Here is a 21959-nt window from a genome sequence, read left to right as displayed (position 1 = left end):
GGGGTCGCCCCTCGCCGGCGAGGCAACGGACAAATTTTGACAGAAATCCCTTGTTGCCGTGTCGGATTCGCCGCCTAAGCGCCGCTGAAGCGCCGGAATTATACGCACGCACAAACCTATAACTTCCGTCTAACGGAAGTTATTTTTCCTGCACATGGTATCATGCAGCCCTTCCCATCGGCATAACATGCCGCTTGAAGTGATGGCGCCGCCCTGGCGCCCGGCTTGGAGAGACGAACAATCGCCCCGGCCTTCATGCTGACAAACCATCGTCAGATGCCTTGTCGCTCTAGGATTTTTTTGTTATCGTGCTTTCACCGTGACAGCAAATTGACTGCTAGAATTGCCCAATGGAATACGGCCTGCCCCACTTCTCTTCACGCGCACTGATCGCCGTCGCCGCTCTTCTGGTGCCTGTTGCCGCTTCCGCGACCTGCTGGGACGAGGCGGGCCAGTGGTACGGCATCGACCCGCTTCTGCTGAAAGCCATCGCCTGGAAAGAGTCGCGCGGCTGGACGGGCGCGGTCGGCCCGAAGCTCCCTGACGGAAATCGCGCTTTGGGTGTGATGCAGATCAACACGATCCATTTACCCGTGCTGTCGCAGTACGGCATCCGACGCGAAGACCTCTTCGATGCCTGCACGAGCCAGAAGGTCGGCGCATGGTGTTGGCCGACTGCATTCAGCGCTTCGGGGCTACCTGGAAGGCGGTGGGCTGCTACTACGCCGGCCCCGCCTCCAAGAACGTTGCCGCGCAAGTCGAGTACGTCATGGACGTGCAGCGCTACTACGAAGGCTACCGGCGACAGGCCGAAGAACATTCAACTGCATCGGCACAAGTTGCCAGTTACCAAGGGGATTGAAATGGCCCGCACGGCCCGTTTACTGATCGTTGCCGCGCTCGCTTCCATCGGCGCAAGCGCCCAGGCGCAGACCTTGAACCAACCCAGCCCGGTGGATCGCCTGTCCGACGTAACGCAGTTCGGCGTGCCGCGCGATGCGAAATACATCTTCTGCGATGGCGCCGACTGCCCGGAACGCTCGATCAAGCATTTGCACGTTCCGCCGCCGCCTCCGCCGCCGGCCCCGGCCCCCGTGGTCATCCCGCAGCCGCAGTCGATTCAACCACCCGTCGAACTTTCGCCTGCGAAAGTCGAAGCGCCCAAGCCGGCCCCCAAGAAGAAGCCGAAGAAGCGGGCCAAGCCCAAGGTCAAGTACGAATGCAAGCCCGTCCCTGTCGAGAAGTGACGGCTACACCCTCTTTGCGTGCCCCGCGCAAGGCCCATCCGGGAGATTCAGGGGAAATCTCATGAGAAGGAGTTTTTCGATGATTGTTGCAAACGCCAATGCGGTGTCCATGCGCGAAGAGGCGCGCCAGTGGCTCAAAGCCTTCCTCTACGTCGGGCTGATTCTGGCCCTCCTGATGGCGGTCCAGAGCGCCTACGCAACGGACGGTACGGAGTTCGAGGCCGCCGCCACCAAGTTCGAGAGCTGGGTCAAGGGCAACCTGGGCAAGCTCGCGGCCTTGGTCGCTGTCGCGGTGGGTTCGGTCGTGGCAGCCGTGCGCAAGGACTGGAGCTGGTTCTTCGGCGCCCTGGTGCTTGCCATCGGTATCGGCATCGTGGTGGGCATCGTCAACGCCAGCTTCACGGCCGTCATCTAAACGGGGAGGGTGGTCATGTCACAAACGGATCTGTCTCACTACATCCCGCGCCGACTGGATGACGCCGGCAAGTTTCTGTTTTGGGAGCTGGATGTAGCCGCCATCGCCATCCTGGGGATGCTCATCGGTGTGGCCACGGAGTTCCCGATTTCCGGGGTCTTCTTCGGCGTGCTGCTGGGCTTCCTCTACAACAAGCTGAAGGCGGGCCAGCATCCGGGCATGGCCACTCATCTTCTCTATTGGTTCACTGGCTTTCCTGAACCGAAGGAATTGCCAGGCTCCCACATCCGCGAACTCAATGGGTAGCCCGCCATGACACCTGAAAAGGCACACAACGAGCGCGATGCGCTCAAGTCCCAAATCCGCTTTCACCGCCTGATGAATCTGGTGCTGGCCTGCACTTTGTTCGGCGGCCTGTTCCTCCTGAGCTACGTGGTGTTCCGGGATACCACCCGGATCGTGCCGCCGGAAGTCCGCCGGCCCTACGAGATCGGGGCGAACTACGCCAACAAGGATTACCTGGCCGACATGGCCGGCTACGTGCTGGGCTCGATCCTGACCGTCACCCCGGAGACGGCGGAATACAACAACAAGTTGATCTTGAAGATGGCTCACCCCGATGGCTACGCGGTTCTCAAGACCGCGCTGGACTCGGCGGCCATGCGGATCAAGCAAGAGCGTGTCACCACCATTTGGGTGCCGCGCAAAGAGGAAGTGTCCGAGCGCGAAATGCGCGTGAAGGTCAGCGGCAAGCTCAAGACCTACATCGCCGACAAGCTCACCAGCGAACGCGACAAGGACTACTTGGTTGAATTCACCGTCACATCTTCGGGGCGTCTCTATGTTTCCAAAATTGAAGAAATCGTCAAGGCCGATTCTGCTGCTCGCGCTGCTGGCCAGTCTTAACGCGCACGCCACCCAGGTCATCGAGGGGGCCGACCGCAACCACGTTCAGGTCAACATTTCCGCGAAGGAACAAAACCGGCTGGCCGTCGAAGGGCGGCGCATCGCCAGCGTGGTGCCCTCGCAGAAGGATGTCATTTCCGTCGTGAAGGATGAAGCGCTGGGCGCCCTCTACTTCACGCTGGCGAGCGACACCCCGAGCGTGGGCACTGTCACTTTGTTCGTGTCCGACGACAAGGGGGTGACCTACAAGGTCATCCTGGTGCCGCGCCCGGTCTCGGGTGAGGAAATCATCCTGCGCCCGCCGGGCGAGAAGGGCGGCCCTGCCAGCGCCGCACCGCGCACCACGGCTGACGGTCGCGCCGTGTCGTACCAGCGAAAGATCAAAGACCTGGTGCTGGTCATGGCCGACCCGGCGCTGCAAGAAAGCGTCGAAAGCATCGCCGTCAACAAGGAAGTGCCCTTGTGGAAAGAGGGCCGCCTGGTCCTGCTGACCAAGTACCTGGAAGGCGACTTGGTGGGCGAGAAATACCGCCTGACCAATGTCTCCCCGTCCGACATGTTGCTGGTCGAACAGGAGCTGTATCGCCGAGGCGTGCGCGCCGTTTCCATCGAGCACCACACCTTGCCGGCGGGCGATGGCACCGACATCTTCCTCGTGCGGGAGCGCAAAGAAAATGAGTGATCCCAACGCCCAAGTCCGCAAGCGCCAGTACATGCTGATCGGGGCCGCCGCCGGCATCCTCGGTCTCATGGGCGCCGGAATGTTCCTCTTCGATTCCACACCCGCGAGTTACCGCGAGAAACCCAAGACCGTCACTATCACGGCCCCCGGTTCGCTCGAAGACCGCGATGCCTGGCGCGCCCAGCAGGCCGCGCGCGAGAAGAGCAATGAAACGCTCATCAGCGAGGTGAAGAACCAACTTCGCCAGCAAGACGACCTCATCAAGAAGCAGGCCAAAGAGCTGGAAGACCTCAAGTCGGGCAAGAGCAGATTGCCCGGCGCCACGGATTCCACTCGGCCGCCCACGGATGGCGCCGTGTTGCAGCAGCCCTTGCCGGTGCAGAGCGCAGGCCAGGGCGGTGCCGGGCAGCGGGTCTTGACGCCTCCCACTGGCCCACGTCCGGCGGGCGCTACCGCCACGGGCGCGCCACTCAACGCCCCGCTGAATCAGACCATCGAGCCGCCGAAACGCCAGCTCGAAATCATCCAGTTCGGCACCATCGGCAAGGGCAACAACGCGCTCAATGCGGGCTCGCCCGGCGGCAATACCGAAGTGGTGGGTTTCCCGGTCGACGAGAAGGCGAAGAAGTACGGCACGACCCAGGGCACCGACTCGCGCCGGCAGATCGAGTTCATCCCGGCGGGCTCCTTTGTGCGGGTCGCCATGCTCAACGGCATCGACGCGCCCACGGGCGGCCAAGCGCAGGGCAACCCGCTGCCCGTGGCCTTCCATGTCCTGGACCCCGCCAACCTGCCGAGCAAGTACAAGCTGGACATCAAGGATTGCCGCGTCATCGGCGCCGCGTGGGGCGATCTGTCGTCCGAGCGGTCGATGATCCGCCTTGAAACACTGTCTTGCGTGCTGGGCAACGGCGAAACCGTGGAAATGGCCATCAAGGGCCAAGCCATCGGCGAAGACGGCAAGGCCGGCTTGCGCGGGCGGCTTGTCACCAAACAAGGCCAGCTTCTGGCCAACGCCTTGTTTGCCGGCGCCCTGTCCGGCATCGGCCGCGCCTTCCAGCAGTCCGCCACGACCACCAACACCAGCGGCCTTGGCACTACGCAGACCATCGACCCCGACAAGGTGGGGCAGGCCGCCATCGGCGGCGGTGTCGGGCAGGCCGGCACGATGCTCGCGCAGTACTACCTGAAGGCCGCCGACAAGCTCTTTCCCGTCATCGAGACCGATGGGGGACGAACCATCGAGCTGCTTGTGACCAAGGGCGCCGTCTACACCGGCAAGGCCGATGTCCGCGAAGACTATCGCGGTCTTTTGAAACGCACCGGATCGAATTCCAGGAGGTATGAAGATGATTAAACGCGCTTTGTCCGTGGCCCTGCTGGCCGCATTCGCCACGGCCGCCATCGCCCAGGACGCGGCCCCTTCTCAGATCGTCGAGAAGTTCAAGGGCATGTACCCCAACACGACTTTCAAAGAAATCCGCAAGTCACAAATCGCGGGCCTCTACGAAGTCGTGATGGGCGAGAACATCGCCTACACCGACGAGTCCGGGCGCTATTTCCTCTTCGGCCACCTGTTCGACATGAAGGAACAGGTCGACATCACGGCGGCCCGTAAGGTCGAGACCAAGAAGGTCGAATTCCCGAGCCAGCACCTGGCCAACGCCATCAAGACCGTCAAGGGCGACGGTAGCCGCGCCGTGGCCGTCTTTTCCGATCCTGACTGCCCCTACTGCAAGAAGCTGGAGGGCGAGCTGGCACGCCTCAACAACGTGACCATCTATACGTTCCTCTACCCGCTCGAAACGCTGCATCCCGAGGCGAAAACCAAATCCATCGCCGTCTGGTGCGCACCCGACAAGGCCAAGGCGTGGTCCGCCCTGATGATGGCGGGTGTGACGCCGACCCTTCAGGCGTGCAACAACCCCATCAACGACAACCTGGTGCTGGGTTCCAAGCTGGGCGTGGTCGGCACGCCGACCTTGATTGCCCTCGATGGCCGCACGCTGCCTGGTGCGGCGCCGGCCGACAAGATCGACCAATGGCTGGGGGGTAAGTAATGAGACTGACCATTCTTGCGGCGCTGGGCGTGGTGGCCCTTTCCGGTGCAGCAGCATGTCAGGCTATGACGCGAAGACCGAATTCGCGTGCAAGGCCCCCGACGGCATTCTGTGCGAATCCATGACCGGCATCTACGCCAATGCCCAGCAGAAGAACCTTCCTGGCCAACGGGTGAATCGACACGGTGACGGTGACGCTGCGCCCGCCGATCTTTCGCGCGCGAAAGAGGGTAACGGCGTGTTGACCAAGCCGATCTACAGCGGCACGCCGATCCGCAGCGCCCCGCGCGTGCTGCGCGTGTGGTTCGCGCCCTGGGAGGACTCGGACGGCGACCTGCACGACCAGAGCTATGTCTATCTGCCGGTCGATTCGGGCCGGTGGCTGGTCGAGCACAACCGCCGCCGCATCCAGGACACCTACCGGCCTGTGCGTGCGCCCGTCTTCCAGCAGGGCTCCGGCCAGCCTGGCGCGCCATCCGCTGCCAATGCCCCTCGCGCCAACGCTCAAGGCGCCTACGGCCTGCCCAGCACGTCGGAGAACGGCATGGTTTCCAACGGCACGATGCAGCAGCGACCAACGCCGGAAGCGGCGGCGCAGTTCCTGAACGGCCTGCTCAAGCCCAACGACGTCATTCCTGAAAACCCTGAAACCGAATAAGCGCCCGTGGTTGCGACGCCCGCCGATGTCGCCCAGGCCGGTGCCGTTCAGTAACCCTCGAAGGAAAGCCCGATGCAAAAAACCATGATGGAACAACTGAAAGGTGCGGCGTCCCGCTTTTGGGATCAAACCGTGCTGGGCAATACGCCCGATGTTGGCAAGAACCCGGCGCCGCTCGATGCGGCCAATGAACTCACCAAGGTCTACGGCCTGCACAACATCCTGCGCTATGACCAGTTCGACCCGGAACGCGAGCTGTTCTACAACGACAACTCGGTGGCCTTCGCCTTCGAGGTGTTGGCCCAAACCGGCGCCGATGACGAAATGGCCAATCGCCTGGCCACGCTCTTTACTCCCATCCCGCCGCACTTCGGCGTGCAGTGGTGCTTGTTCGGCAGCCCCATTCTCGATCAGCAGTATCAAGCCTACAAGGATCAGCGCCACATCGCCGTGGATCGCGGCGAGACCAGCTCGTTCTTCCTGGAGCTGGCCGAGCGCCGCATCAACTACATCCGGCGCACGTCGGGGCGGCCGCTGTTCCCCAACGACAACTTCATGATTAAGAACATCCGGCTGATGATTTCCGTCACCAAGGCCGGATCGCACACGGATAGCAAGCTCGTTGAAGAAATGACCGAGCTGCGCGAGACCATCCGCGCCTCGCTGCGCACGGCCAACTTGCCGGCCTACACCATGAACGCCGATGGGCTCATCGACTTCCTCTGGCCCATCCTCAACCCCGAAGTCATGTTCAATGGCCAGCCGTTCCCGGCGCTGGGCTACGACGAGGGCAAGCCACTCAAGCATCAGCTCACCGACTTCGGCCAGCATGTCCGCGTCAAGGCCGACGAGATCCTTTCGGGATGCCGCCGGCCTCCGAGGACGAGGAAGACACGCGCATTTCCATGCGCGGATTCGGCGTCCTGCAATACCCACAGAAGAAAGAGCTGTGGGAAATGGCCAACATCATCGGCAGCTTCTTCGATGACGGCTTGCAGTACCCATGCCCGTTTGTCGTCACGGGCGGCGTTTTCACCCTGGACCCCAACATCGTGGACAGCAAGGCCCAGCTCAAGAGCGCGCGGGCCAAGATGAATGCCAAGTCCAAGATGGCCGAGTACCAGCCGGAGCTGGCCACCCAGGCGCAGGATTGGGACATCGTGATGCACCAGCTCAACAACGGCGGGAGCATGTGCGAGATGTACCACACCCTGCTGTTGATCGCGCCAAGGTCGCAGATGAATCGCTCCAGTCAGATCGCACTCAACGTCTGGCGCAATGAGCGCTTCACCATCACTCCGCTCAAATTGTTGCAACTGGCCACGCTGTACTCCAGCCTGCCCATGACGTTGACCGAGACGGCCCGCGAAGACCTCAAGAAACTGCGCCTCATCACCACCAAGACGACCGTCAATGCCGTCGACATGGCGCCGATCATCGGCGAGTGGAAGGGGGCCGGCGACCCCGTGATGCTCTTCTTCGGCCGTCGCGGTTCGCCGACCTTCCTGGATTTCTACTCGAACCAGCAGGGCAACTACAACGTCTTCGTGGCCGGCGTGTCCGGCTCCGGCAAGTCGGTGGCCATGAACGAGATCGTCAGTGCCTACCGTGGCATCGGCGCGCGGGTGTGGGTTATCGACGTGGGCCGCAGTTACCAGAACCTGATTCGACTCCAGAAGGGCACCTTCATCGAGTTCACGCCCTTCGCCAAGAACCCGCTCTGCATCAATCCCTTCTCTTGGGTCGGGACGGACAACGAACTCGACTTCAAGGCGGAAATGCGCCTGCTCAAGCCCATGATCGGCCGCATGGCAAGCCCGAATGCGCCGCTGACCGAGTTTCAATACTCACTGATCGCCGAGGCGATTACGGCCGTCTGGAAGGACTACGGCCCCGAAACGACCCCGACCAAAATCCGCGACTTCCTGCTCGACAAGATCAAGAACGAGTCCGGCGGGGTGGAGCGGGTGGCCTACGAGCTGGCCAAGCAGCTCCAACCTTTCACGACCGAAGGCATCTACGGCGAGTATTTCAACGGGCCGGCCAATATCTCGCTCGACGGCGACATGATCGGCCTGGAGCTGGAAGAGCTGAAGAATGCCCCTGAGCTGCGCCGCGTGGTGCTCTTCGTGCTCACCAGCCGGATTGCCCACGACATGTACCTGTCGCGCGATCGCAAGAAGATTTGTCTCGTCGATGAGGCGTGGCAGCTCCTGGGCGCCGACAAGGAAACGGCCGAGTTCATCGAAGAGGGCTACCGGCGCGCCCGTAAGTACAACGGGATTTTCTGCGTCGGCACCCAGGGCATCGAAGACGCCTTCAAGAACGACGCCAGCCAGGCCGCCTACTCCAACGCCGACTGGAAACTCTTTCTGCGCCAGGACAAGAAGAACCTGGAGAAGCTGATCGAGGACGGCATGGTGAACTTCAGTCCGGCCGTCAAACGGATGCTGTTGTCACTGCGTACCGAACGCGGCCGCTTCTCCGAAATGCTGATCGCCTCGCCCAACGGCGATTCCGTGGTGCGCCACATTCCCGACCCGTTTTCCCTGCTGATGGCGAGCACCAACGCCACCGACTTCAACGAATGCGAGTCATTGCTCAACCAGGGCTATTCGACCATGGAGGCCCTGACGATCATGCTGCAAAGGAGAGGACAACTTGTCTAACGAAACCCCCACCGTTGCGGCCCTTCAACCGGTGCCGGCCGCACCTTCGCGCGTGCGCGACATCCTGACCACGGCACTCGCCTCGACCCTCTTTACCCTCGCCGCCCTCGCGCCCATCGCCTACATGGCGGCCCAGCGCATCCCGCCGCGCCTAGCCACGGTCGATCTGCAAAAGCTGGTCGAAGAAGACCAAGAGCGCGCCATGAAGATTCTTGGCGCCGGCTCTTTGACCGACGATCAACGCGCCGGCCTCGAAAAGATGACGGCCGAGTTCGCCGTCAAGCTCTCCACCACCATCGACGCAGTAGGGCAGGAATGCGGCTGCGTCCTCGTCAACAAGGCGGCGCTGCTGGGCGGCACCGCTGCCGACTACACCGATCTGGTGCGCCAAAGGATGAAATGATGAACGCCAAGCGCCTTTATTGGGGGGTGTGTGGTGGCTTCTTCGCAGCGGCTGCGCTCGCGTGGGCCTCGACCCCCTATCTCGACTTCACGATCAACATGACTTCCAGTCTGCCCGGCACCCTCTACGTGGTGCACAAGGGCGGCGCCTTCAAGAAGGGCGACCTGATCGCTTACCGCTGGCATGGCGGCGCCACGTACCCCGCCGGCACCACGTTCATTAAGCGCGTTGAGGGCATCCCAGGCGACACCGTGAAGCGCGAAGGCGCGGCGTTTTGGGTTAATGACCACTACATCGGGCTGGCCAAGCCGAAGTCGCGTGCCGGGGTGCCGCTAGTGCCCGCCGGAGCTGGTGCAATCCCGGCGGGGGAATACTTCGTGGCGACGCCCAGCGTCGATAGCCTTGATTCCCGCTACTCCCTGTCCGGCAACATCAAGGCGGCGGCCGTGATCGGGAGGGCCTATGCGATCTTCTAAGCTGGTCATCGCGGCCGCTGTCGCCCTGATCCTTCCGGCGGCCCAAGCTGCGCACTTCGGCACCCTCGGGCAGACCTACCCGATTGCCGAAGAAAGTGCGCTCACGATGATTATGAAGAAGCTCCAGGAAAAGGAGCGAACCGGCGAGCTGAAGAAGCTCCAGCAAGAAGCCGTGCGCCGGTCCATGAACAGCGTGAAGAACATGCCGCCCGTCGACAGGATCGCCACCGTCACCGAGCGCGCGCAGCGTCTCATTGATCCGACCGTTCACTACCCCAAGGCCGTCACCACCGACGAGGGGCAGGTTGTGGTGCCAGCGGGCGCGCGCATCAATCCCCTCGAAATCACGGGCCTGTCCAAGACCCTCGTGTTCTTCGACGGCCGCGATCCCGCCCAGCGCGAGGCCGTGCGCCTGCTGGTGCAGAAGCAACAGAAGCGCATCAAGCCCATCCTCGTCGCCGGCTCCTGGCTGGACATGACCCGCACCTGGAAAACCCAGGTGTTCTATGACCAGCACGGCACCTTGAGCAAGCGCTTCGGCATCCGGGCCGTCCCGTCCCTGATCCGCCAAGAGGGCAAGGCTCTGCTACTCGAAGAAATCCCCGCGAAGGAGTTGAAATGAAACGCTGGCTCTACGTCGCACTGCTGCTGCTCACCGCCACTTTCGCGCGCGAAAGTCTCGCGGGTGTCTGCCAAGGCAAGTTCGCCAACCCCATCACCGATATCTGCTGGTCCTGCATGTTCCCCATCACGATGGGCGGCACCGAAATGATGTCCATGGGGCAGGAGGACACTTCCAACCCCAGCGGCATGCTTTGCGCGTGCTCCAACCCGCCGATCATCGGCATCAAGACCGGCTTTTGGGAGCCCGTGCGTCGTGTCGACGTGACCCGCACGCCGTATTGCTTCGTCTCGCTGGGCGGCATCCAGCTCGACCCCGGCATCCGGGCGCCGGAAGGCGAGGTTCGTCGGCAGCAGGACTTAACCATGCAGTCGAGCTATCAGGTGCATTGGTACGTCGATCCGATCCTCTACTGGCTCGAAGTCGTCCTTGACCACCCCTGCATGGAAACCGGCTCGCTCGATGTCGCCTACATCACCGAGGTTGATCCTTTGTGGAACGACGACGAGCTGACCATGTTGCTCAACCCCGAGACCTTCCTGTTCGGCAACCCCATTGCCCAGGCCGCGTGCGCGGGCGATTGCGTGCTGGCCACCGCCGGCTTCGGCTCGAACCTGCTCTATTGGTGCGCCGGCTGCAACGGCGGCATGTACCCCTTCAATGGCCATGTGCAGGCCCATGTCTCCCACGTTCAAGCCAGCTCGCTCCTGGTGCAGCGCATGACTGCGAAGCTGCACCGCGAATTCCTGATGTGGGGCACGTCCGGCGGCGACGGCCTTTGCGGTGTCTATCCGCAGCCCGTGATGGACAAGACCCAATACAAGTACAACATGCTTTACCCCGTGCCGCAGACCGACAAGATCAACGGCCGCTGCTGCCAACCCTACGGCCGCAGCACTGCGATTTGGGGCGCCGGCAAGAGCTATCCGTATGCCGGGGAAGACTTCAGCTACATGATCTTCCGCAAAAAGAACTGCTGCCTCGGCGTGGGGTGTTCTGATGAAATCCTCACTCCTGTTTGCCCTCCTGCTGGCCGCCTTCGCTACGCCCAGCGGCGCGCAGAAGCCCGATTCCGGTTCCCTCGCGCAAGAGCGGGCGCGCATTGAAGCCGAGCGCAAGGAAATGTTCGCGCCCGACAACCCCGCACTCAAGCCCAAGAAGAACGGCATGCCCAGCGCCGAGCGTCTGACGCGCGAACAGGCGCGCATCGAGGCCGAGCGCAAGACCATATTTGCCGACCCGTCCCTTAGCGGCGCGCCGAACGTCTTTCCGAATATCCCGACCCCGGCGCCGGGACAGGTGGACATCGAGGCCCTGGCCAAGCGCTACGAGTCCAAGGCCATCGCGCGCAAGTCGGACGACCTCATGATCTTCGCGTCCTTCTCGATGCCCGCCGAGTCGTTGAAGCGCCTGGTGGCCAGCGCTCACCGGGTCGGCGGCGCCGTTGTCCTGCGCGGGTTCAAGAACAACTCGTACAAGGACACCGCCAAGGCGATCCATGACCTGGGCGAGCAGGGCGGCAATGTCCTGGTCAATCCCAACGCCTTCGACAAGTACAAGGTTTCGGCCGTGCCCACCGTGGTGCTGACCAAGCCCGACGCCATCGACCAGCTTGATGCGGATGGCTGCGCCCAGCCGAACACCTACGCCGCCGTCTCCGGCGACGTGACGCTCGATTACGCCCTGGACGAACTGACGCGCCGCGCGCCCGAGTTCGAGCCCTTGGCCAGCCGCTATCTCCGTCAATTGAGGGGTCGATGATATGAAGGCTCTACCTATCCTCTTGTTTGCCCTGTCCGCCTTGGCCGGGGCCGCCCATGCCGACATGACGCCGGCCGAGGCGTTCAATCAAGGCAAGACATTCGGCAACGCCGGAAAGGGTGGGGCCGGCGGTACAGTCAGCAGCGCCTCGGGCGCGGCCAATGTCCCCAAGTACAACACCAGCGCCCCGGAATCCGGCTACTACAGCGGCGGCAAGGGTTTGCTGGGCACGGCCGGGACCAACAAGCTGACCGCATGCCAAACCTATGTCGCCGGCAATGCCTACGACCAGCAGGAATGCGATGCCGTCAACTTCCTGGCCAAGAACCCGTCCGAGCGGCCCATCGTTCCGCTCTCGAAGACCGACCCGATCATCACCGGTAGCGATCCGGTCATCAAGAACCCCGGCACTGCGCCGGCCAGCGGAACGGGCCAAGTTTGCCGCACGGTGACGCAGAACAACCCCGGCGAATATGTCACCGAAACCTGCACGACCGCGCGCAAGACGGATTTCTCCGAGTGTGACAACACCCTGGATATTCAGATCAACTGGAACTACTACTGCCCGGCGTTCACCATCGAGGGACCGACCATCATTCCGGGCACCGAGAAGGTGCCTCCCCAGGGTGCCGGCATGATCCCGCCGGATGCGACCTGCCACGTCAAGCAGCCGGTCGACGTGTGGACCTGCCCGGAGGGTTCCACCGGCCCGGACGCGCTCCACCAGTGCAGCACCACGACCACGGACGAGAACGGCGTAGAGACCACGACGAAGACGCCCGCTACATGGTCCCAGGGCTGGAACGAATACAACACTTATGCCGACAAGGTGCCCACAGTGGTCGAGAACTGGGACAACCAGTGCGCCGAAAAAGAAGCGCGTTCCGACCTCAATCGCAAGCCGTGGCCGGACTGCGAAGAGACCAAGCCGAAGTGGTGCACTCAGGCGCCCGAAACCCGCTATTTCGACGGCGTGCCGGTCTATCGCGGCTGCTGGCAGTGGCGCAAGGAGTTCGGCTGCCTGACCAATGACAGCGACTACGACTGCGGGCCACGCGCGTGGGGCAATTGCGTCTCCCAGGGCACCGCCTGCATTCAGTACGCCATTGATGGCAAGTGCGCGATCACCGAAGAGTCTTACCGCTGCGAAAAAACCCCGCCGAGCACAACGACGCACGAGGTTTGCGAGCCGTCTTCTTTCTGCCAGGACGATGGAGCCGGTTGCTTCTCCACGGATCGCCAGCCCGACCAGGATTTCGGCAAGGCGGCCGCCATGATGGAGGCGTCCCGCGAAGCCGGCGTCTACGGGGTCAACGGCGGCAACATCGAGATATTCAAAGGTTACAAGGAAGAGTGCTCGATCAAGGTCTTCGGGGGCACGGTGCTCAAGAGCTGCTGCGGCTCGTCTGGCGGCGGTTCGGCCTTCTCCAACCATGCCTTGCTTGGTGCTGGCATGACTGTGGTGGGAGAGGGTGCCAAGGAAGCTGTCGCCATGGGCTCGAAGTACATGTACGACGCCCTATACAGCTCCGTGGATGGCTCGCTCCTGGGCAAAGGGCTTGGCGCCATGAATAGCTGGGCTACGGGCCTGGGTGATGGGATGTTCAACCCCACCTTCTCTTTCTACGGCTTCCAGTTTCAATTCACGTTCGCCAACGGCTTCCAGTTCGTCGCGTTCGATCCTTATACCTTCGCTTTGCAGATCGCCATCATGGTTATCACGGAATGGCTGAGCTGCGACCAGAGCGAGCAAATCATGAGTCTGAAGCGCGGCGAAAACCTGTGCGTCCACATCGGAACCCGCTGCTCCAAGAAGCTGAAGATCATCGGTACGTGCCTGGAGAAGAAGGAAACCCACTGCTGCTTCAACTCCCTGCTGGCCAAGCTCATCAATCGCCAGGGCCGCGCCCAACTCGGTCTCCCCATGAACCAGTGCGGCGGATTCACCGAGGGACAGCTTCAGTCGCTCAACTTCGCGGCGATGGATCTTTCTGAGTTCATCCAGAAGATCGTGCCGAAGGAGGCCGACCTGGCTGGCAGCATCAACCGCGCGGGGCAAAGCGTCTCCGATCAAGTGAAGAACTACTACGAACAGGACTGACCATGAAACCCGTTGCCATCCTCTTGTCCGTCATCGGCATGGCTTTCGCGTGCGAAAGTCAGGCCCAGGCCCGTATCTACACCAAACCCCATGACTTGATGGTGCTGGCCATCAAGTCCGGCTCCGCTGCTGGCGTGCTCACTGGCCAGGTCGATGAACATTTCACCCGGCAGTTCCGCAGCACCGGGCCGCTGCTGGTGACGGCCAAGGTCATTCAGAACCTGGGTCGCGCCGACTGCAAGCGCCTTGAAATCATCTACACGAAGAAGGACGTGGATACGCCCAAGGGGCGCACCGACGCCATTCTCACCACGCAGATGAACTATTGCCTCGATGGTGGCCCGCCGCTGCCTGAAGGGGTAGGGGAGTAAGCCATGGTTCGGCAATCGCTTATCGCCCTTTCGTTGATGTTCGGCGCTGCGGCACATGCCCAGAGTGCCCTTGATTACCCGTCGATCTGGACATGCGACAGCAACAAGTTCAACTGGTATTGCGACCAGGAGGAAGCGGCGGCGGCCCCGGCGCCGATGCCGGCGCCTGCGCGTTCGCAAGAGCCGGCAAAGCCGGCCGCTCCCCGTCGAATCGAAATCCAGGACATCAAGACGGCAGAACAAATGCGCGTGGAGCTGAAGCGCCGCGAAGACATCGCCGTGATGAGTCCCACCGAGAAGAACCTGCGCGACTACCTGGAGCTATGGCAGGTCGTACAGGACAAAGGATCTGTCTTCGCGGACAACTGGCGCCGGGTGGTGTGGCAGAACCCTGACCTTGACTACACCCTGAAGCGGCCCGCCAACAACGCTGCGATCAAGCTCTTCGACGAGCGACGGGACCAGGACCAGGACCGCCACCTACAGCAATTGGCCAAGGAACACGGGCTGATTTTCTTCTTCCGCTCGGATTGTCCCTACTGCCACGCGATGGCGCCGACCATCCGCATGCTGGCCGAGAAGTACGGTATCGAGGTGCTGCCCGTTTCAGTCGACGGTGCGGGCCTTCCGGATTTTCCGCAATTCCGCGATGGACGCGCTAGTGCCGCCGCCTGGGGCGTAGAGCGCGTTCCGGCGCTGTTTATTGGTTCCAAGACAACCGGCGACCATGCGCCTATCGGCTTCGGGATGATGGCGCTTTCCGAAATCAGAACCGCATTTTCGTCTTGACCGGCACGAAGCCGGGCGATCAATTCTAAGGAGGCAGCTATGCGCTTGAAGAAAATCACTGCTGTTGTATTGGCCTGCGTTCTGGCGACCCAGGCGAACGCCGTCACCATGCAGCAACTCTTCGATGACGTGAATGCAAACGGCAATGTCTCAAATCCGGCTGCACTCCAGGGGCAGACGATGAACATGTACACCGGGGGCAGCATGTTCATGCGCATGCCCACTCGCACCTACAACTTGGCCATGGTGACGCCGCCGAGCTGGAACGCAGGTTGCGGCGGGATCGACCTTTTTATGGGCGGCTTCTCGTTCATCAATAAGGATCAGTTCGTCGCCATGTTGAAGAACATCGGTTCCAACGCGCTGGGCTATGGCTTCAAGCTCGCACTCCAGAATCTTTGCCCTACGTGCGACAACGTGATGCAGGCCCTTCAGGCCACCGCTAATCAAATTAATCGCCTCAACATCGACTCTTGCGAAACCGCCAAGGGTTTGGTTAATGCCTCGGTCCCTGAATCGTGGTCTCGTGGGCGCCAGAACGCCGCCAAGAATTTCGGCGTCGATTCCAACATCTTCGAGAACATCACAGACGCTTGGACCAATGTGATGAACAACGAAGACAAGGCCAATCAGACCGTCAATCAGGTCGCTTCAACGAATCCCGCCGCGAGCGACGATCTCCCGCGTGGGAACGTCGTTTGGAAAGCACTCAAGAAACTGGATGGCATCGACGACGAATACCGCATGATCCTGATGTCGATGGTCGGGACCACAATCTTTTCCACGAACGGCAACCGTACCAAGCCGCTCTTTGTCCCGAAGAAAGACATTACCGTTCAGCAGCTCGTCGGAAAGCAGGACACGTCCCCGACTCTTGATCTGCCGATCTGGCGTTGTGATACCACAAGCGAGGACGGTTGCCTGAACCCTTACAACAGCACTTCGTCATCCAATACCCGCAGCTTCCGCTACATGGTCCGCACGAAGATGTGGGACATCACCGACAAGATCGCCACGCGGGCCGCACACCCTGATGTCGACGCCATCTGGAAGTTCCTCAATGTCACCGATCTTCCCGTCTACAAGATGCTGGCGGTGTCCACCACGTTGAACAACACAGCCCTGGCTGACAACTTGGTCAACCGCTATCAGGACCTCATTGCGGCGAAGTATGCCGAGGTTTACATCCAGCGGGCGGTCGCCGACCTCAACGCAGCCCTGGCCAAGTACGTTGCCACGGCCAGCGATCCCGCCGTCGCCCAAGAGCTGAACAAGGTCTATCCCGAGCTGGAAAAGCTTCGCAATGATGCCCGCTCAGTTCTTGCTACTGCATACACGCAGACCATCAGCACCTATGACATTGCCCAGGAAGTGCACTACATGGAGCGCGCCCTGAACGCCAATCTGTCCCAAACACTGCGTAACTCTCTCGCCTTCGGCAAGAGTCTTCGCTAAGAGGCCCGGCGATGATCGACATCGAAATTCAAACCTACTGGAACGTCGAGACGCTGTACTACGTCTTCAATGCCGTCGCTTCGATCATGGCCGGTGCCGGCTTCGAGGGGATGATGAAAATGGTCTTCCTCTTCGCTATCGGCATCGGGATGTTTGCCTACGCAGGCAACAAACAGCTCGAAATGGCGAAGTGGTTTATCCAGGCGCTGATCTTTGTCAGCATCTTGAACCTTCCCATTGCTCGCGTGGGACTGACCGACAAGACGGGGTTGGAGCCGCCTCGTGTTGTGGATAACGTGCCTTTTACGCTTGCGGTAGTGGCGCAAGCCACCAACCTCACTTTTGGGTTCTTTACCCGCACCTACGAAACCGTCTTCGGCGTGCCGGATGAATTGGGCTTGCAGAAGGGGGATGTGGCGTTCGGCCATCGCATCCTGAAGAGCGTAAATAACGCCACGGTACGCGACCCACAACTGCGCTCCGATCTGATGCAATTCATCAAGGAATGCACGCTCTACGACATTAAGGATGGCGTGGTCGGTGCCCAGGAAATTGTGGGCGGCACCGACACCTGGAACACGATTTTCAGCAACACCAGCCCAGCGCGCTTCGCCACGTATGACACCTTGACGCCCGAGCCTAAGACCGAGCCTTGCACTGACGTGGCTATTGTTCTCAAGGACCGCGTTGCTGATGCAGCGGCCAAGGCGCAAATCTTCTACGGCAAGCAAGCGTTCTCTCGGGCTTCCACCGATGCCATCGCGGAAAGCATGTTCGTATCCGCAATCGGCACATCCTACGACTGGATTCTCAACAACTCATCCAACGCCTCCGCTGCGTTGCGCCAGTCGATGTTCAACAACATCTGGAAAGAGGCGGGCGCTGAACTGCCGGCCCTTCTGAACGATCCCGCGCGCGTGGCCGAAGTCAACGCCATGATGGCCTCCGCTCAGGCCGCACGCCAGGCCGCCGGCGCCAATGCGTCCATCAGTATCTTGGCCCAGGAAACCTTGCCTCATATTCGCAACTGGATCGAGGCGATCATCTACGCGATGTTTCCTATTGTGGTTGTTTTGATGGTGGTCATGACTGCCCAAGGAGCGAAACAGATCCTTGGCGGCTACATGATGGCTCTCGCCTGGATAGGAATGTGGCCTGTTCTCTTCGCGGTCATCAACCACCTGTCGATGATGCACCTGCGTTACAAGATGCGGGCACTTGAGTTGGCTACCGGCTCTGGTATTCCCTTTCAGCTCTCAGATGTTTTCGACGCCACATTGACCGATGAGCAATCACTTATCGGGTATATGGTCCTGCTCGTCCCATTCCTCGCTGCCGGCATCATCAAGATGGGGCAGGGTGGGATCATGTCCTTGGCGGATCGCATGACGGCTAGCTTTTCGTCCGCTGTCCATGGTGCTGGCTATCAGACCTCCATTGGCAACGTCAGCATGGGGCAGGTTGGTATGGACTCCGCCGGCATCAACACGACCTCGATGCACAAGTACGACAGCAATATGGCACTGTCCGGAGGTGGCGCCATGATCGGCACCGGGTCGGGCGGTACGGCCACCATCGCGCCGAATGGCGCTGTGGCCATGAGCCAGCTCCATAATCGCATGCTCCAGCAAATGGGCATGGACCACCGCTACGAGGCGGGCCGCAACCAGGAGGCTCATCGTACTGACATCACCTCTTCGGGCGACCAACTTTCCACCCGTCACGGCGACAGCTCTACGGGTAATAGCGTTGTGGGGGCTGACCGCACGCGAGGCGCGTATCAACAGTCCGGTGTCAGTGCTTCGACGACGGATCAGGGTGGCTACGGCGGCGCCCACACAGGCGGGCAGTCGGTCGGCAAGACTTTCCGCGATGGTTCCCAGTTCAACATGCAGGCGGGTGCACAAGACAACCTGTCCATGAATCTTGGTTTGTCTCGGCCTGGCCCAGCGGCTGCTGGAGGCGGGGGGGGTGGCGGTGGTGGTGCTGCGCCGGCTGATCCACGCGAAGAGAAGCGCATTACCGATGCCATCCGCAATGGTGGTGGCAATCAGGCCCAGGTGGATCAGGCGCTCAAAAACTATCGCTCCGGACGCGGTGCACCCGCCGATGGTGGTCTCCTTAGCCGTCTTAGTGCCGGGTTTGGCGCCAGTTCCACGAAAACCTACCAAGCTGGGCACTCGCGTGACCGTGGTGTGGTTGATCAGCACAGCCTTGATGAGAGCGCGCGCACTGAACGCACTTTCCAAGTTAGCGGTCAGCGCACCGCGCAGGACGGCGCTGGTCAACAGTCCCAGCAGACCAGCCGTACCGGTAACGATGCCGTGCTGTCCAACATCGACGAACGGTCGCAAATCCGCGACGTTTCGGATAGGCAGGAGTACGGGACCGGCGACCGTGCGAACCGCAGTGAATCCAATAGCTTCACGCATCACCGCGACTTGCTGGCCGATCCTTCTTTCATGGAAGCTGTTGCCGCCCGCAACGGCATGAGTGCAACCCGGTTCTACAGTCAAGAAACGCCGACCATCATGTCGATGGTTCAGGACTATGCGGCCGAAAAGGGCATGGTGAATGCCGCCCAGACGTTGAACACCAACACTTTCGCAGGCGAAACCTTGCCGGCCAACAAGGCCGGGTTGCAAGGCATATCCGAGAAGGAACGCAAAGACCTCCCGAACGATATTCGCGCAAAACACAAGCGCAAGGCTGCGGCAACAGGCGCCGGCAGTACCGCACCTGTTCGCACGAATACGAGCACTCCGGGGATTGTTGGGCAGTCGCGCGGCGCTGTCGAAGGCCAGCTTGATCCGAAGAACAAGGGCAGCATCCCCGCGCGGACGGGCGCCCTGGATGACAACGTGCACGCCTGGGCTAGCCCGGACAAGAAGGTTGGAGAAGGGCGCGCCAATCCATTGGGTGTTGTTGAGGACATGGAAGGGCGCGACATCAAGGATTCCGCCCTGAAGGGGTGGGACAAGCTAACCGGCGGGGACGGGACGGCAGATGGTGAAAAGCTCACCGAGAACATGAAGAGGGAAACCAGTGCATCGCCTCAGATCAACTCTGGCACGAAGCGATAAGGGCAGGGGCCTTGCGCCCCTCCCTTGTTCAATACATCACTGTGCGGCCGCGCTCGTCCTTCAGGACGGGTTGGTACTTGTTCGTGCACGGGTTGATGTCCATGCCCAGCGTGAGGCGGCCGCCGGTCGTTGCAGGAAGGTCCGTGAACCCATCGCTCAACCAGCACGCCAACCAGTAGGGAATCCAGAACATGAGGCCGCCTCCCAACATCTTGATGAAGTCCGAAAACGAGTGATCCGAAAGCACAAAGGCTATCGGAATCGGCGCTGCGTAGAGCAGCAGTTTCTTCCACTTACCCATGATCTACCTCTGTTCCTCGATGACGATATAGGTCCAGCTACCACCATCGTTCTGTTGCCCCATCGACACGATACGCCAACCCCTCTCGTAAATCTGTTTGATCGTGACCTTTCCTAGATGTTCGCAATCGAATTTGGTGTCCGCGCCGTTGAACGGATACGCGCCGCACACCCCACCCCTTGCGGGGGCCGCAAGCACGTTGGTTGCGGCGCTTAGTGCTGTCATAATGAAAGCAAACAAAGTTAGTTTTTTCATGCTTCTGCTCCATGTTTATGGCGTGAAAATGGCTAAATGTCATGTTGACAAATTACGCCGAATCCCTTTAGTTTGCAACGCAATGGCCAATTCATACAAGTCGGTCCTAGACGCCTGCGGCAAAGTATCGCGTGCTGTCTTTGTGAAAGCAGCAAAACGGCTCGACCTTTCGCCCGAATCTTACCGGATCGCAGAAGAAGTTTTGGTTCTCGGCTTCCGTCAATCCGTTGCAGCCCGTCATGCCGGCGTGTCTCGCCAGCGGGCGCATTCCGTTTGTCGTGAGCTGGTGGACGCTATCAATTTGAACGAAGAAAGGAAGAAGAAATGAAGTCACTCCTGGCTCTCTTGCTTGCGGCCACTCTTGCCGGGTGCGCCACGGCTCCCGAACCCGTCGCCATGCACAACGATTGGCGCACCGGCACCGATTACAGCCCGTACCGCTCTATCGCCACTGCGATCCAATGCGATGACTGCCGGCGCTGATGATTCCGTCCCACTGGTTCAGGCGGATTGTCCTGGTCCTCTTCTTCATGGAAGTGGGCGGCGGCATCTTGTGGGTGGCCACGCGGCTCGCCCCTGATCCCGCCTACAAACCTTTCATGCAGACGGTCGCCGGCCTGATCTTCCTGTTCGGCTTCTATGCCTCAGCGCCGTTGGCTGCGCGGTTTCTTGCGCCCGTGGCCTCGACGGACGGGCCATTGCAGCGGCGCTTGGCCGGCGTGCTCGCGTCTATGCCGGTCGGTTCGCCGGTCTATCTGTACGACCACGCCGACCAGCAAGCCAACACGGTCGGCCTCGGCCAGCATCATTCCCGCATTTATCTGACCTCGGGATTGGTCCGCCGACTGAGTGATCCAGGACTGCGCGGGGTCATTGCGCACGAGGAAAGCCACGTTGCGGAGCGCCACATCTTGGGCACCTTCGCATACGCCTCGTGCTTCACCCTCGGCAGCTACGGCACGAACAACAACACCGTTTTCCTCGCCGGCTTCCTGATCTTTCTGGCTTTGCGTCGCTACTTCGAGTATCGCGCCGATGCTGGCGCCGCCGCGCGGGTCGGCAAGGCCGACGCCTTGGCCGCGCTGCACGAGTTGCACGAGATTTACCCCTCTCGGCCATGGCATCGGTGGATCTCTGTCTTGACCGCGTATCCGACTCTGCCGATGCGCATCCGCGCCCTGGAGACCGGGCGCATGACGTTGGTGTGACGGCGATGGATTGGTACTTGCAATGGATCGGCTGCGCCTTCGGTGTTCTTGGCGCTTGGCTCTTGGCTTTGAACAACGCCCGGTCCGGCTGGGGGTTTGTCGCCTTCCTGGCATCGAACGTCTGTTGGATTCTGTTCGGCATTCTCACGAACGCGCCTGGCCTGATCTTCATGCAGGTCGCGTTTACCGCGACCAGCCTCTTGGGCATCTACCGCTGGATGCTGGCCAAGCCGCGCGACTTTCGCGCGCGAAAGTCCGGGGAGTAACGAAATGGGGTTCGGCGGTGTCGGTTGGTACTTCACCTTTCTGGCCCTGGTGCTCGCGTGCTGCATCGGCGTCCTGTGGTTTGTTCGTGCCTCAGCCCTTGCGGAGCTGTTCCATCTATCCGCTGCGCTGGTCTTCATGGCTGGGGCATTGGTGATCTACCACGGCCTTGAGTGCGCCTTGTCGCCTGTAAATGCGAAGAGGCGGATCAGGCCATGAAGAAGTACCACACC

24 protein-coding genes and 3 pseudogenes are annotated in these 21959 nt (G+C 61.1%); 25 read left to right on the top strand and 2 right to left on the bottom strand.

Annotated elements, in window-relative coordinates; genetic code table 11:
* Window positions 1-350 precede the first annotated feature (350 nt).
* The 20 genes and pseudogenes from DENOEST_RS19705 (at window position 351) to DENOEST_RS19610 (ending at window position 19698) form a co-directional block, all read left to right on the top strand.
* Window positions 351-862 (top strand): annotated as a pseudogene (locus DENOEST_RS19705) (lytic transglycosylase domain-containing protein).
* Between the two features lies 1 nt (window position 863).
* Complete coding sequence (locus DENOEST_RS19700; RefSeq protein ID WP_183148345.1) at window positions 864-1247, top strand: hypothetical protein; 384 nt, start codon at window positions 864-866, stop codon at window positions 1245-1247.
* Window positions 1248-1326: 79 nt separating this feature from the next.
* A complete protein-coding gene (locus tag DENOEST_RS19695; protein WP_183148344.1) occupies window positions 1327-1662 on the top strand; it encodes a TrbC/VirB2 family protein in 336 nt (111 codons plus the stop codon).
* A gap of 15 nt (window positions 1663-1677) precedes the next feature.
* Window positions 1678-1968, top strand: coding sequence for a type IV conjugative transfer system protein TraL (traL, locus tag DENOEST_RS19690; protein WP_183148394.1), 291 nt, complete (start codon window positions 1678-1680; stop codon window positions 1966-1968).
* Window positions 1969-1974: 6 nt separating this feature from the next.
* Window positions 1975-2568: a type IV conjugative transfer system protein TraE gene (locus DENOEST_RS19685; RefSeq protein WP_183148393.1), complete on the top strand. Its 594-nt coding sequence runs from the start codon at window positions 1975-1977 to the stop codon at window positions 2566-2568.
* Window positions 2504-3250 carry a type-F conjugative transfer system secretin TraK gene (locus DENOEST_RS19680; RefSeq protein WP_183148343.1) on the top strand — a complete coding sequence of 249 codons (747 nt, stop codon included), beginning with the start codon at window positions 2504-2506 and terminating at the stop codon, window positions 3248-3250. The genes DENOEST_RS19685 and DENOEST_RS19680 overlap by 65 nt, the downstream gene beginning before the upstream one ends.
* Window positions 3243-4607 (top strand): TrbI/VirB10 family protein, encoded by a 1365-nt coding sequence (locus DENOEST_RS19675; protein WP_183148392.1) that lies wholly within the window; start codon window positions 3243-3245, stop codon window positions 4605-4607. Before DENOEST_RS19680 ends, DENOEST_RS19675 begins: the two co-directional genes overlap by 8 nt.
* A complete protein-coding gene (locus tag DENOEST_RS19670) occupies window positions 4600-5310 on the top strand; it encodes a DsbC family protein (RefSeq protein WP_183148342.1) in 711 nt (236 codons plus the stop codon). The genes DENOEST_RS19675 and DENOEST_RS19670 overlap by 8 nt, the downstream gene beginning before the upstream one ends.
* Window positions 5311-5365: 55 nt before the next feature.
* Window positions 5366-5968 (top strand): TraV family lipoprotein, encoded by a 603-nt coding sequence (locus tag DENOEST_RS19665; RefSeq protein WP_232096619.1) that lies wholly within the window; start codon window positions 5366-5368, stop codon window positions 5966-5968.
* Window positions 5969-6040: 72 nt separating this feature from the next.
* A pseudogene (gene traC / locus DENOEST_RS19660) lies at window positions 6041-8637 on the top strand (type IV secretion system protein TraC).
* The gene (locus DENOEST_RS19655) at window positions 8630-9040 is read left to right on the top strand and encodes a hypothetical protein (RefSeq protein WP_183148340.1); all 411 of its coding nucleotides are present in this window, start codon (window positions 8630-8632) and stop codon (window positions 9038-9040) included. Before traC ends, DENOEST_RS19655 begins: the two are co-directional and overlap by 8 nt.
* Entirely contained in the window at window positions 9037-9516 is a 480-nt protein-coding gene (locus tag DENOEST_RS19650) for a S26 family signal peptidase (protein ID WP_232096598.1), read from the top strand. The genes DENOEST_RS19655 and DENOEST_RS19650 overlap by 4 nt, the downstream gene beginning before the upstream one ends.
* Window positions 9503-10138 (top strand): type-F conjugative transfer system protein TraW, encoded by a 636-nt coding sequence (gene traW, locus DENOEST_RS19645; protein WP_183148391.1) that lies wholly within the window; start codon window positions 9503-9505, stop codon window positions 10136-10138. The genes DENOEST_RS19650 and traW overlap by 14 nt, the downstream gene beginning before the upstream one ends.
* Window positions 10135-11244, top strand: coding sequence for a conjugal transfer pilus assembly protein TraU (gene traU, locus DENOEST_RS19640; RefSeq protein ID WP_183148390.1), 1110 nt, complete (start codon window positions 10135-10137; stop codon window positions 11242-11244). The genes traW and traU overlap by 4 nt, the downstream gene beginning before the upstream one ends.
* Window positions 11138-11899, top strand: a complete 762-nt coding sequence (gene trbC / locus DENOEST_RS19635) for a type-F conjugative transfer system pilin assembly protein TrbC (RefSeq protein ID WP_232096617.1) — start codon at window positions 11138-11140, stop codon at window positions 11897-11899. The genes traU and trbC overlap by 107 nt, the downstream gene beginning before the upstream one ends.
* Before the next feature lies 1 nt (window position 11900).
* Entirely contained in the window at window positions 11901-14000 is a 2100-nt protein-coding gene (locus tag DENOEST_RS19630; RefSeq protein ID WP_232096616.1) for a conjugal transfer protein TraN, read from the top strand.
* A gap of 2 nt (window positions 14001-14002) precedes the next feature.
* Window positions 14003-14371, top strand: coding sequence for a hypothetical protein (locus DENOEST_RS19625; RefSeq protein ID WP_183148336.1), 369 nt, complete (start codon window positions 14003-14005; stop codon window positions 14369-14371).
* Between the two features lie 3 nt (window positions 14372-14374).
* Window positions 14375-15189 (top strand): annotated as a pseudogene (locus tag DENOEST_RS19620) (conjugal transfer protein TraF).
* Between the two features lie 10 nt (window positions 15190-15199).
* On the top strand, window positions 15200-16615 hold the full coding sequence (locus DENOEST_RS19615; RefSeq protein WP_183148389.1) for a conjugal transfer protein TraH: 1416 nt from the start codon (window positions 15200-15202) through the stop codon (window positions 16613-16615).
* Between the two features lie 11 nt (window positions 16616-16626).
* On the top strand, window positions 16627-19698 hold the full coding sequence (locus DENOEST_RS19610) for a conjugal transfer protein TraG N-terminal domain-containing protein (protein ID WP_232096614.1): 3072 nt from the start codon (window positions 16627-16629) through the stop codon (window positions 19696-19698).
* A gap of 28 nt (window positions 19699-19726) precedes the next feature.
* On the opposite strand, the gene DENOEST_RS19605 is transcribed toward DENOEST_RS19610, so the two are convergent.
* Together DENOEST_RS19605 and DENOEST_RS19600 are read right to left on the bottom strand one after the other, a co-directional pair.
* Entirely contained in the window at window positions 19727-19999 is a 273-nt protein-coding gene (locus tag DENOEST_RS19605; protein WP_183148388.1) for a hypothetical protein, read from the bottom strand.
* Between the two features lie 3 nt (window positions 20000-20002).
* A complete protein-coding gene (locus DENOEST_RS19600; protein ID WP_183148333.1) occupies window positions 20003-20254 on the bottom strand; it encodes a hypothetical protein in 252 nt (83 codons plus the stop codon).
* Here DENOEST_RS19600 and DENOEST_RS19595 point away from each other — a divergent pair.
* From DENOEST_RS19595 to DENOEST_RS19575, 5 genes are read left to right on the top strand one after another with little or no spacing between them, the layout of a single operon-like run.
* Window positions 20253-20582, top strand: a complete 330-nt coding sequence (locus DENOEST_RS19595; protein ID WP_183148332.1) for a hypothetical protein — start codon at window positions 20253-20255, stop codon at window positions 20580-20582. The genes DENOEST_RS19600 and DENOEST_RS19595 overlap by 2 nt on opposite strands.
* Window positions 20579-20737, top strand: coding sequence for a hypothetical protein (locus tag DENOEST_RS19590; RefSeq protein ID WP_183148331.1), 159 nt, complete (start codon window positions 20579-20581; stop codon window positions 20735-20737). Before DENOEST_RS19595 ends, DENOEST_RS19590 begins: the two co-directional genes overlap by 4 nt.
* On the top strand, window positions 20737-21462 hold the full coding sequence (locus tag DENOEST_RS19585; RefSeq protein WP_183148387.1) for a M48 family metallopeptidase: 726 nt from the start codon (window positions 20737-20739) through the stop codon (window positions 21460-21462). The genes DENOEST_RS19590 and DENOEST_RS19585 overlap by 1 nt, the downstream gene beginning before the upstream one ends.
* A 5-nt stretch (window positions 21463-21467) precedes the next feature.
* Window positions 21468-21728: a hypothetical protein gene (locus DENOEST_RS19580; protein WP_183148398.1), complete on the top strand. Its 261-nt coding sequence runs from the start codon at window positions 21468-21470 to the stop codon at window positions 21726-21728.
* A 4-nt stretch (window positions 21729-21732) separates the two neighbouring features.
* The gene (locus tag DENOEST_RS19575; RefSeq protein WP_183148330.1) at window positions 21733-21945 is read left to right on the top strand and encodes a hypothetical protein; all 213 of its coding nucleotides are present in this window, start codon (window positions 21733-21735) and stop codon (window positions 21943-21945) included.
* The last annotated feature ends 14 nt before the right edge of the window (window positions 21946-21959 follow it).

It is taken from the genome of Denitratisoma oestradiolicum (genome assembly GCF_902813185.1).
Lineage (GTDB): Bacteria > Pseudomonadota > Gammaproteobacteria > Burkholderiales > Rhodocyclaceae > Denitratisoma > Denitratisoma oestradiolicum.
The sequence above is the reverse complement of the archived record's forward strand: the minus strand, read 5'-3'. Positions and strand labels throughout refer to the sequence as shown.

Bases quoted from the DNA above. Each gene is read 5' to 3' on its own strand.
- DENOEST_RS19615 (WP_183148389.1), top strand. From the start codon at position 15,200: ATGCGCTTGAAGAAAATCACTGCTGTTGTATTGGCCTGCGTTCTGGCG.
- trbC (WP_232096617.1), top strand. From the start codon at position 11,138: ATGAAATCCTCACTCCTGTTTGCCCTCCTGCTGGCCGCCTTCGCTACG.
- DENOEST_RS19675 (WP_183148392.1), top strand. From the start codon at position 3,243: ATGAGTGATCCCAACGCCCAAGTCCGCAAGCGCCAGTACATGCTGATC.
- DENOEST_RS19695 (WP_183148344.1), top strand. From the start codon at position 1,327: ATGATTGTTGCAAACGCCAATGCGGTGTCCATGCGCGAAGAGGCGCGC.
- DENOEST_RS19580 (WP_183148398.1), top strand. From the start codon at position 21,468: ATGGATTGGTACTTGCAATGGATCGGCTGCGCCTTCGGTGTTCTTGGC.
- traU (WP_183148390.1), top strand. From the start codon at position 10,135: ATGAAACGCTGGCTCTACGTCGCACTGCTGCTGCTCACCGCCACTTTC.
- DENOEST_RS19700 (WP_183148345.1), top strand. From the start codon at position 864: ATGGCCCGCACGGCCCGTTTACTGATCGTTGCCGCGCTCGCTTCCATC.
- DENOEST_RS19610 (WP_232096614.1), top strand. From the start codon at position 16,627: ATGATCGACATCGAAATTCAAACCTACTGGAACGTCGAGACGCTGTAC.
- DENOEST_RS19605 (WP_183148388.1), bottom strand. From the start codon at position 19,999: ATGGGTAAGTGGAAGAAACTGCTGCTCTACGCAGCGCCGATTCCGATA.
- DENOEST_RS19600 (WP_183148333.1), bottom strand. From the start codon at position 20,254: ATGAAAAAACTAACTTTGTTTGCTTTCATTATGACAGCACTAAGCGCC.
- DENOEST_RS19630 (WP_232096616.1), top strand. From the start codon at position 11,901: ATGAAGGCTCTACCTATCCTCTTGTTTGCCCTGTCCGCCTTGGCCGGG.
- DENOEST_RS19685 (WP_183148393.1), top strand. From the start codon at position 1,975: ATGACACCTGAAAAGGCACACAACGAGCGCGATGCGCTCAAGTCCCAA.
- DENOEST_RS19665 (WP_232096619.1), top strand. From the start codon at position 5,366: ATGTCAGGCTATGACGCGAAGACCGAATTCGCGTGCAAGGCCCCCGAC.
- traL (WP_183148394.1), top strand. From the start codon at position 1,678: ATGTCACAAACGGATCTGTCTCACTACATCCCGCGCCGACTGGATGAC.
- traW (WP_183148391.1), top strand. From the start codon at position 9,503: ATGCGATCTTCTAAGCTGGTCATCGCGGCCGCTGTCGCCCTGATCCTT.
- DENOEST_RS19585 (WP_183148387.1), top strand. From the start codon at position 20,737: ATGATTCCGTCCCACTGGTTCAGGCGGATTGTCCTGGTCCTCTTCTTC.
- DENOEST_RS19670 (WP_183148342.1), top strand. From the start codon at position 4,600: ATGATTAAACGCGCTTTGTCCGTGGCCCTGCTGGCCGCATTCGCCACG.
- DENOEST_RS19680 (WP_183148343.1), top strand. From the start codon at position 2,504: ATGTTTCCAAAATTGAAGAAATCGTCAAGGCCGATTCTGCTGCTCGCG.
- DENOEST_RS19650 (WP_232096598.1), top strand. From the start codon at position 9,037: ATGATGAACGCCAAGCGCCTTTATTGGGGGGTGTGTGGTGGCTTCTTC.
- DENOEST_RS19595 (WP_183148332.1), top strand. From the start codon at position 20,253: ATGCTTCTGCTCCATGTTTATGGCGTGAAAATGGCTAAATGTCATGTT.
- DENOEST_RS19625 (WP_183148336.1), top strand. From the start codon at position 14,003: ATGAAACCCGTTGCCATCCTCTTGTCCGTCATCGGCATGGCTTTCGCG.
- DENOEST_RS19575 (WP_183148330.1), top strand. From the start codon at position 21,733: ATGGGGTTCGGCGGTGTCGGTTGGTACTTCACCTTTCTGGCCCTGGTG.
- DENOEST_RS19590 (WP_183148331.1), top strand. From the start codon at position 20,579: ATGAAGTCACTCCTGGCTCTCTTGCTTGCGGCCACTCTTGCCGGGTGC.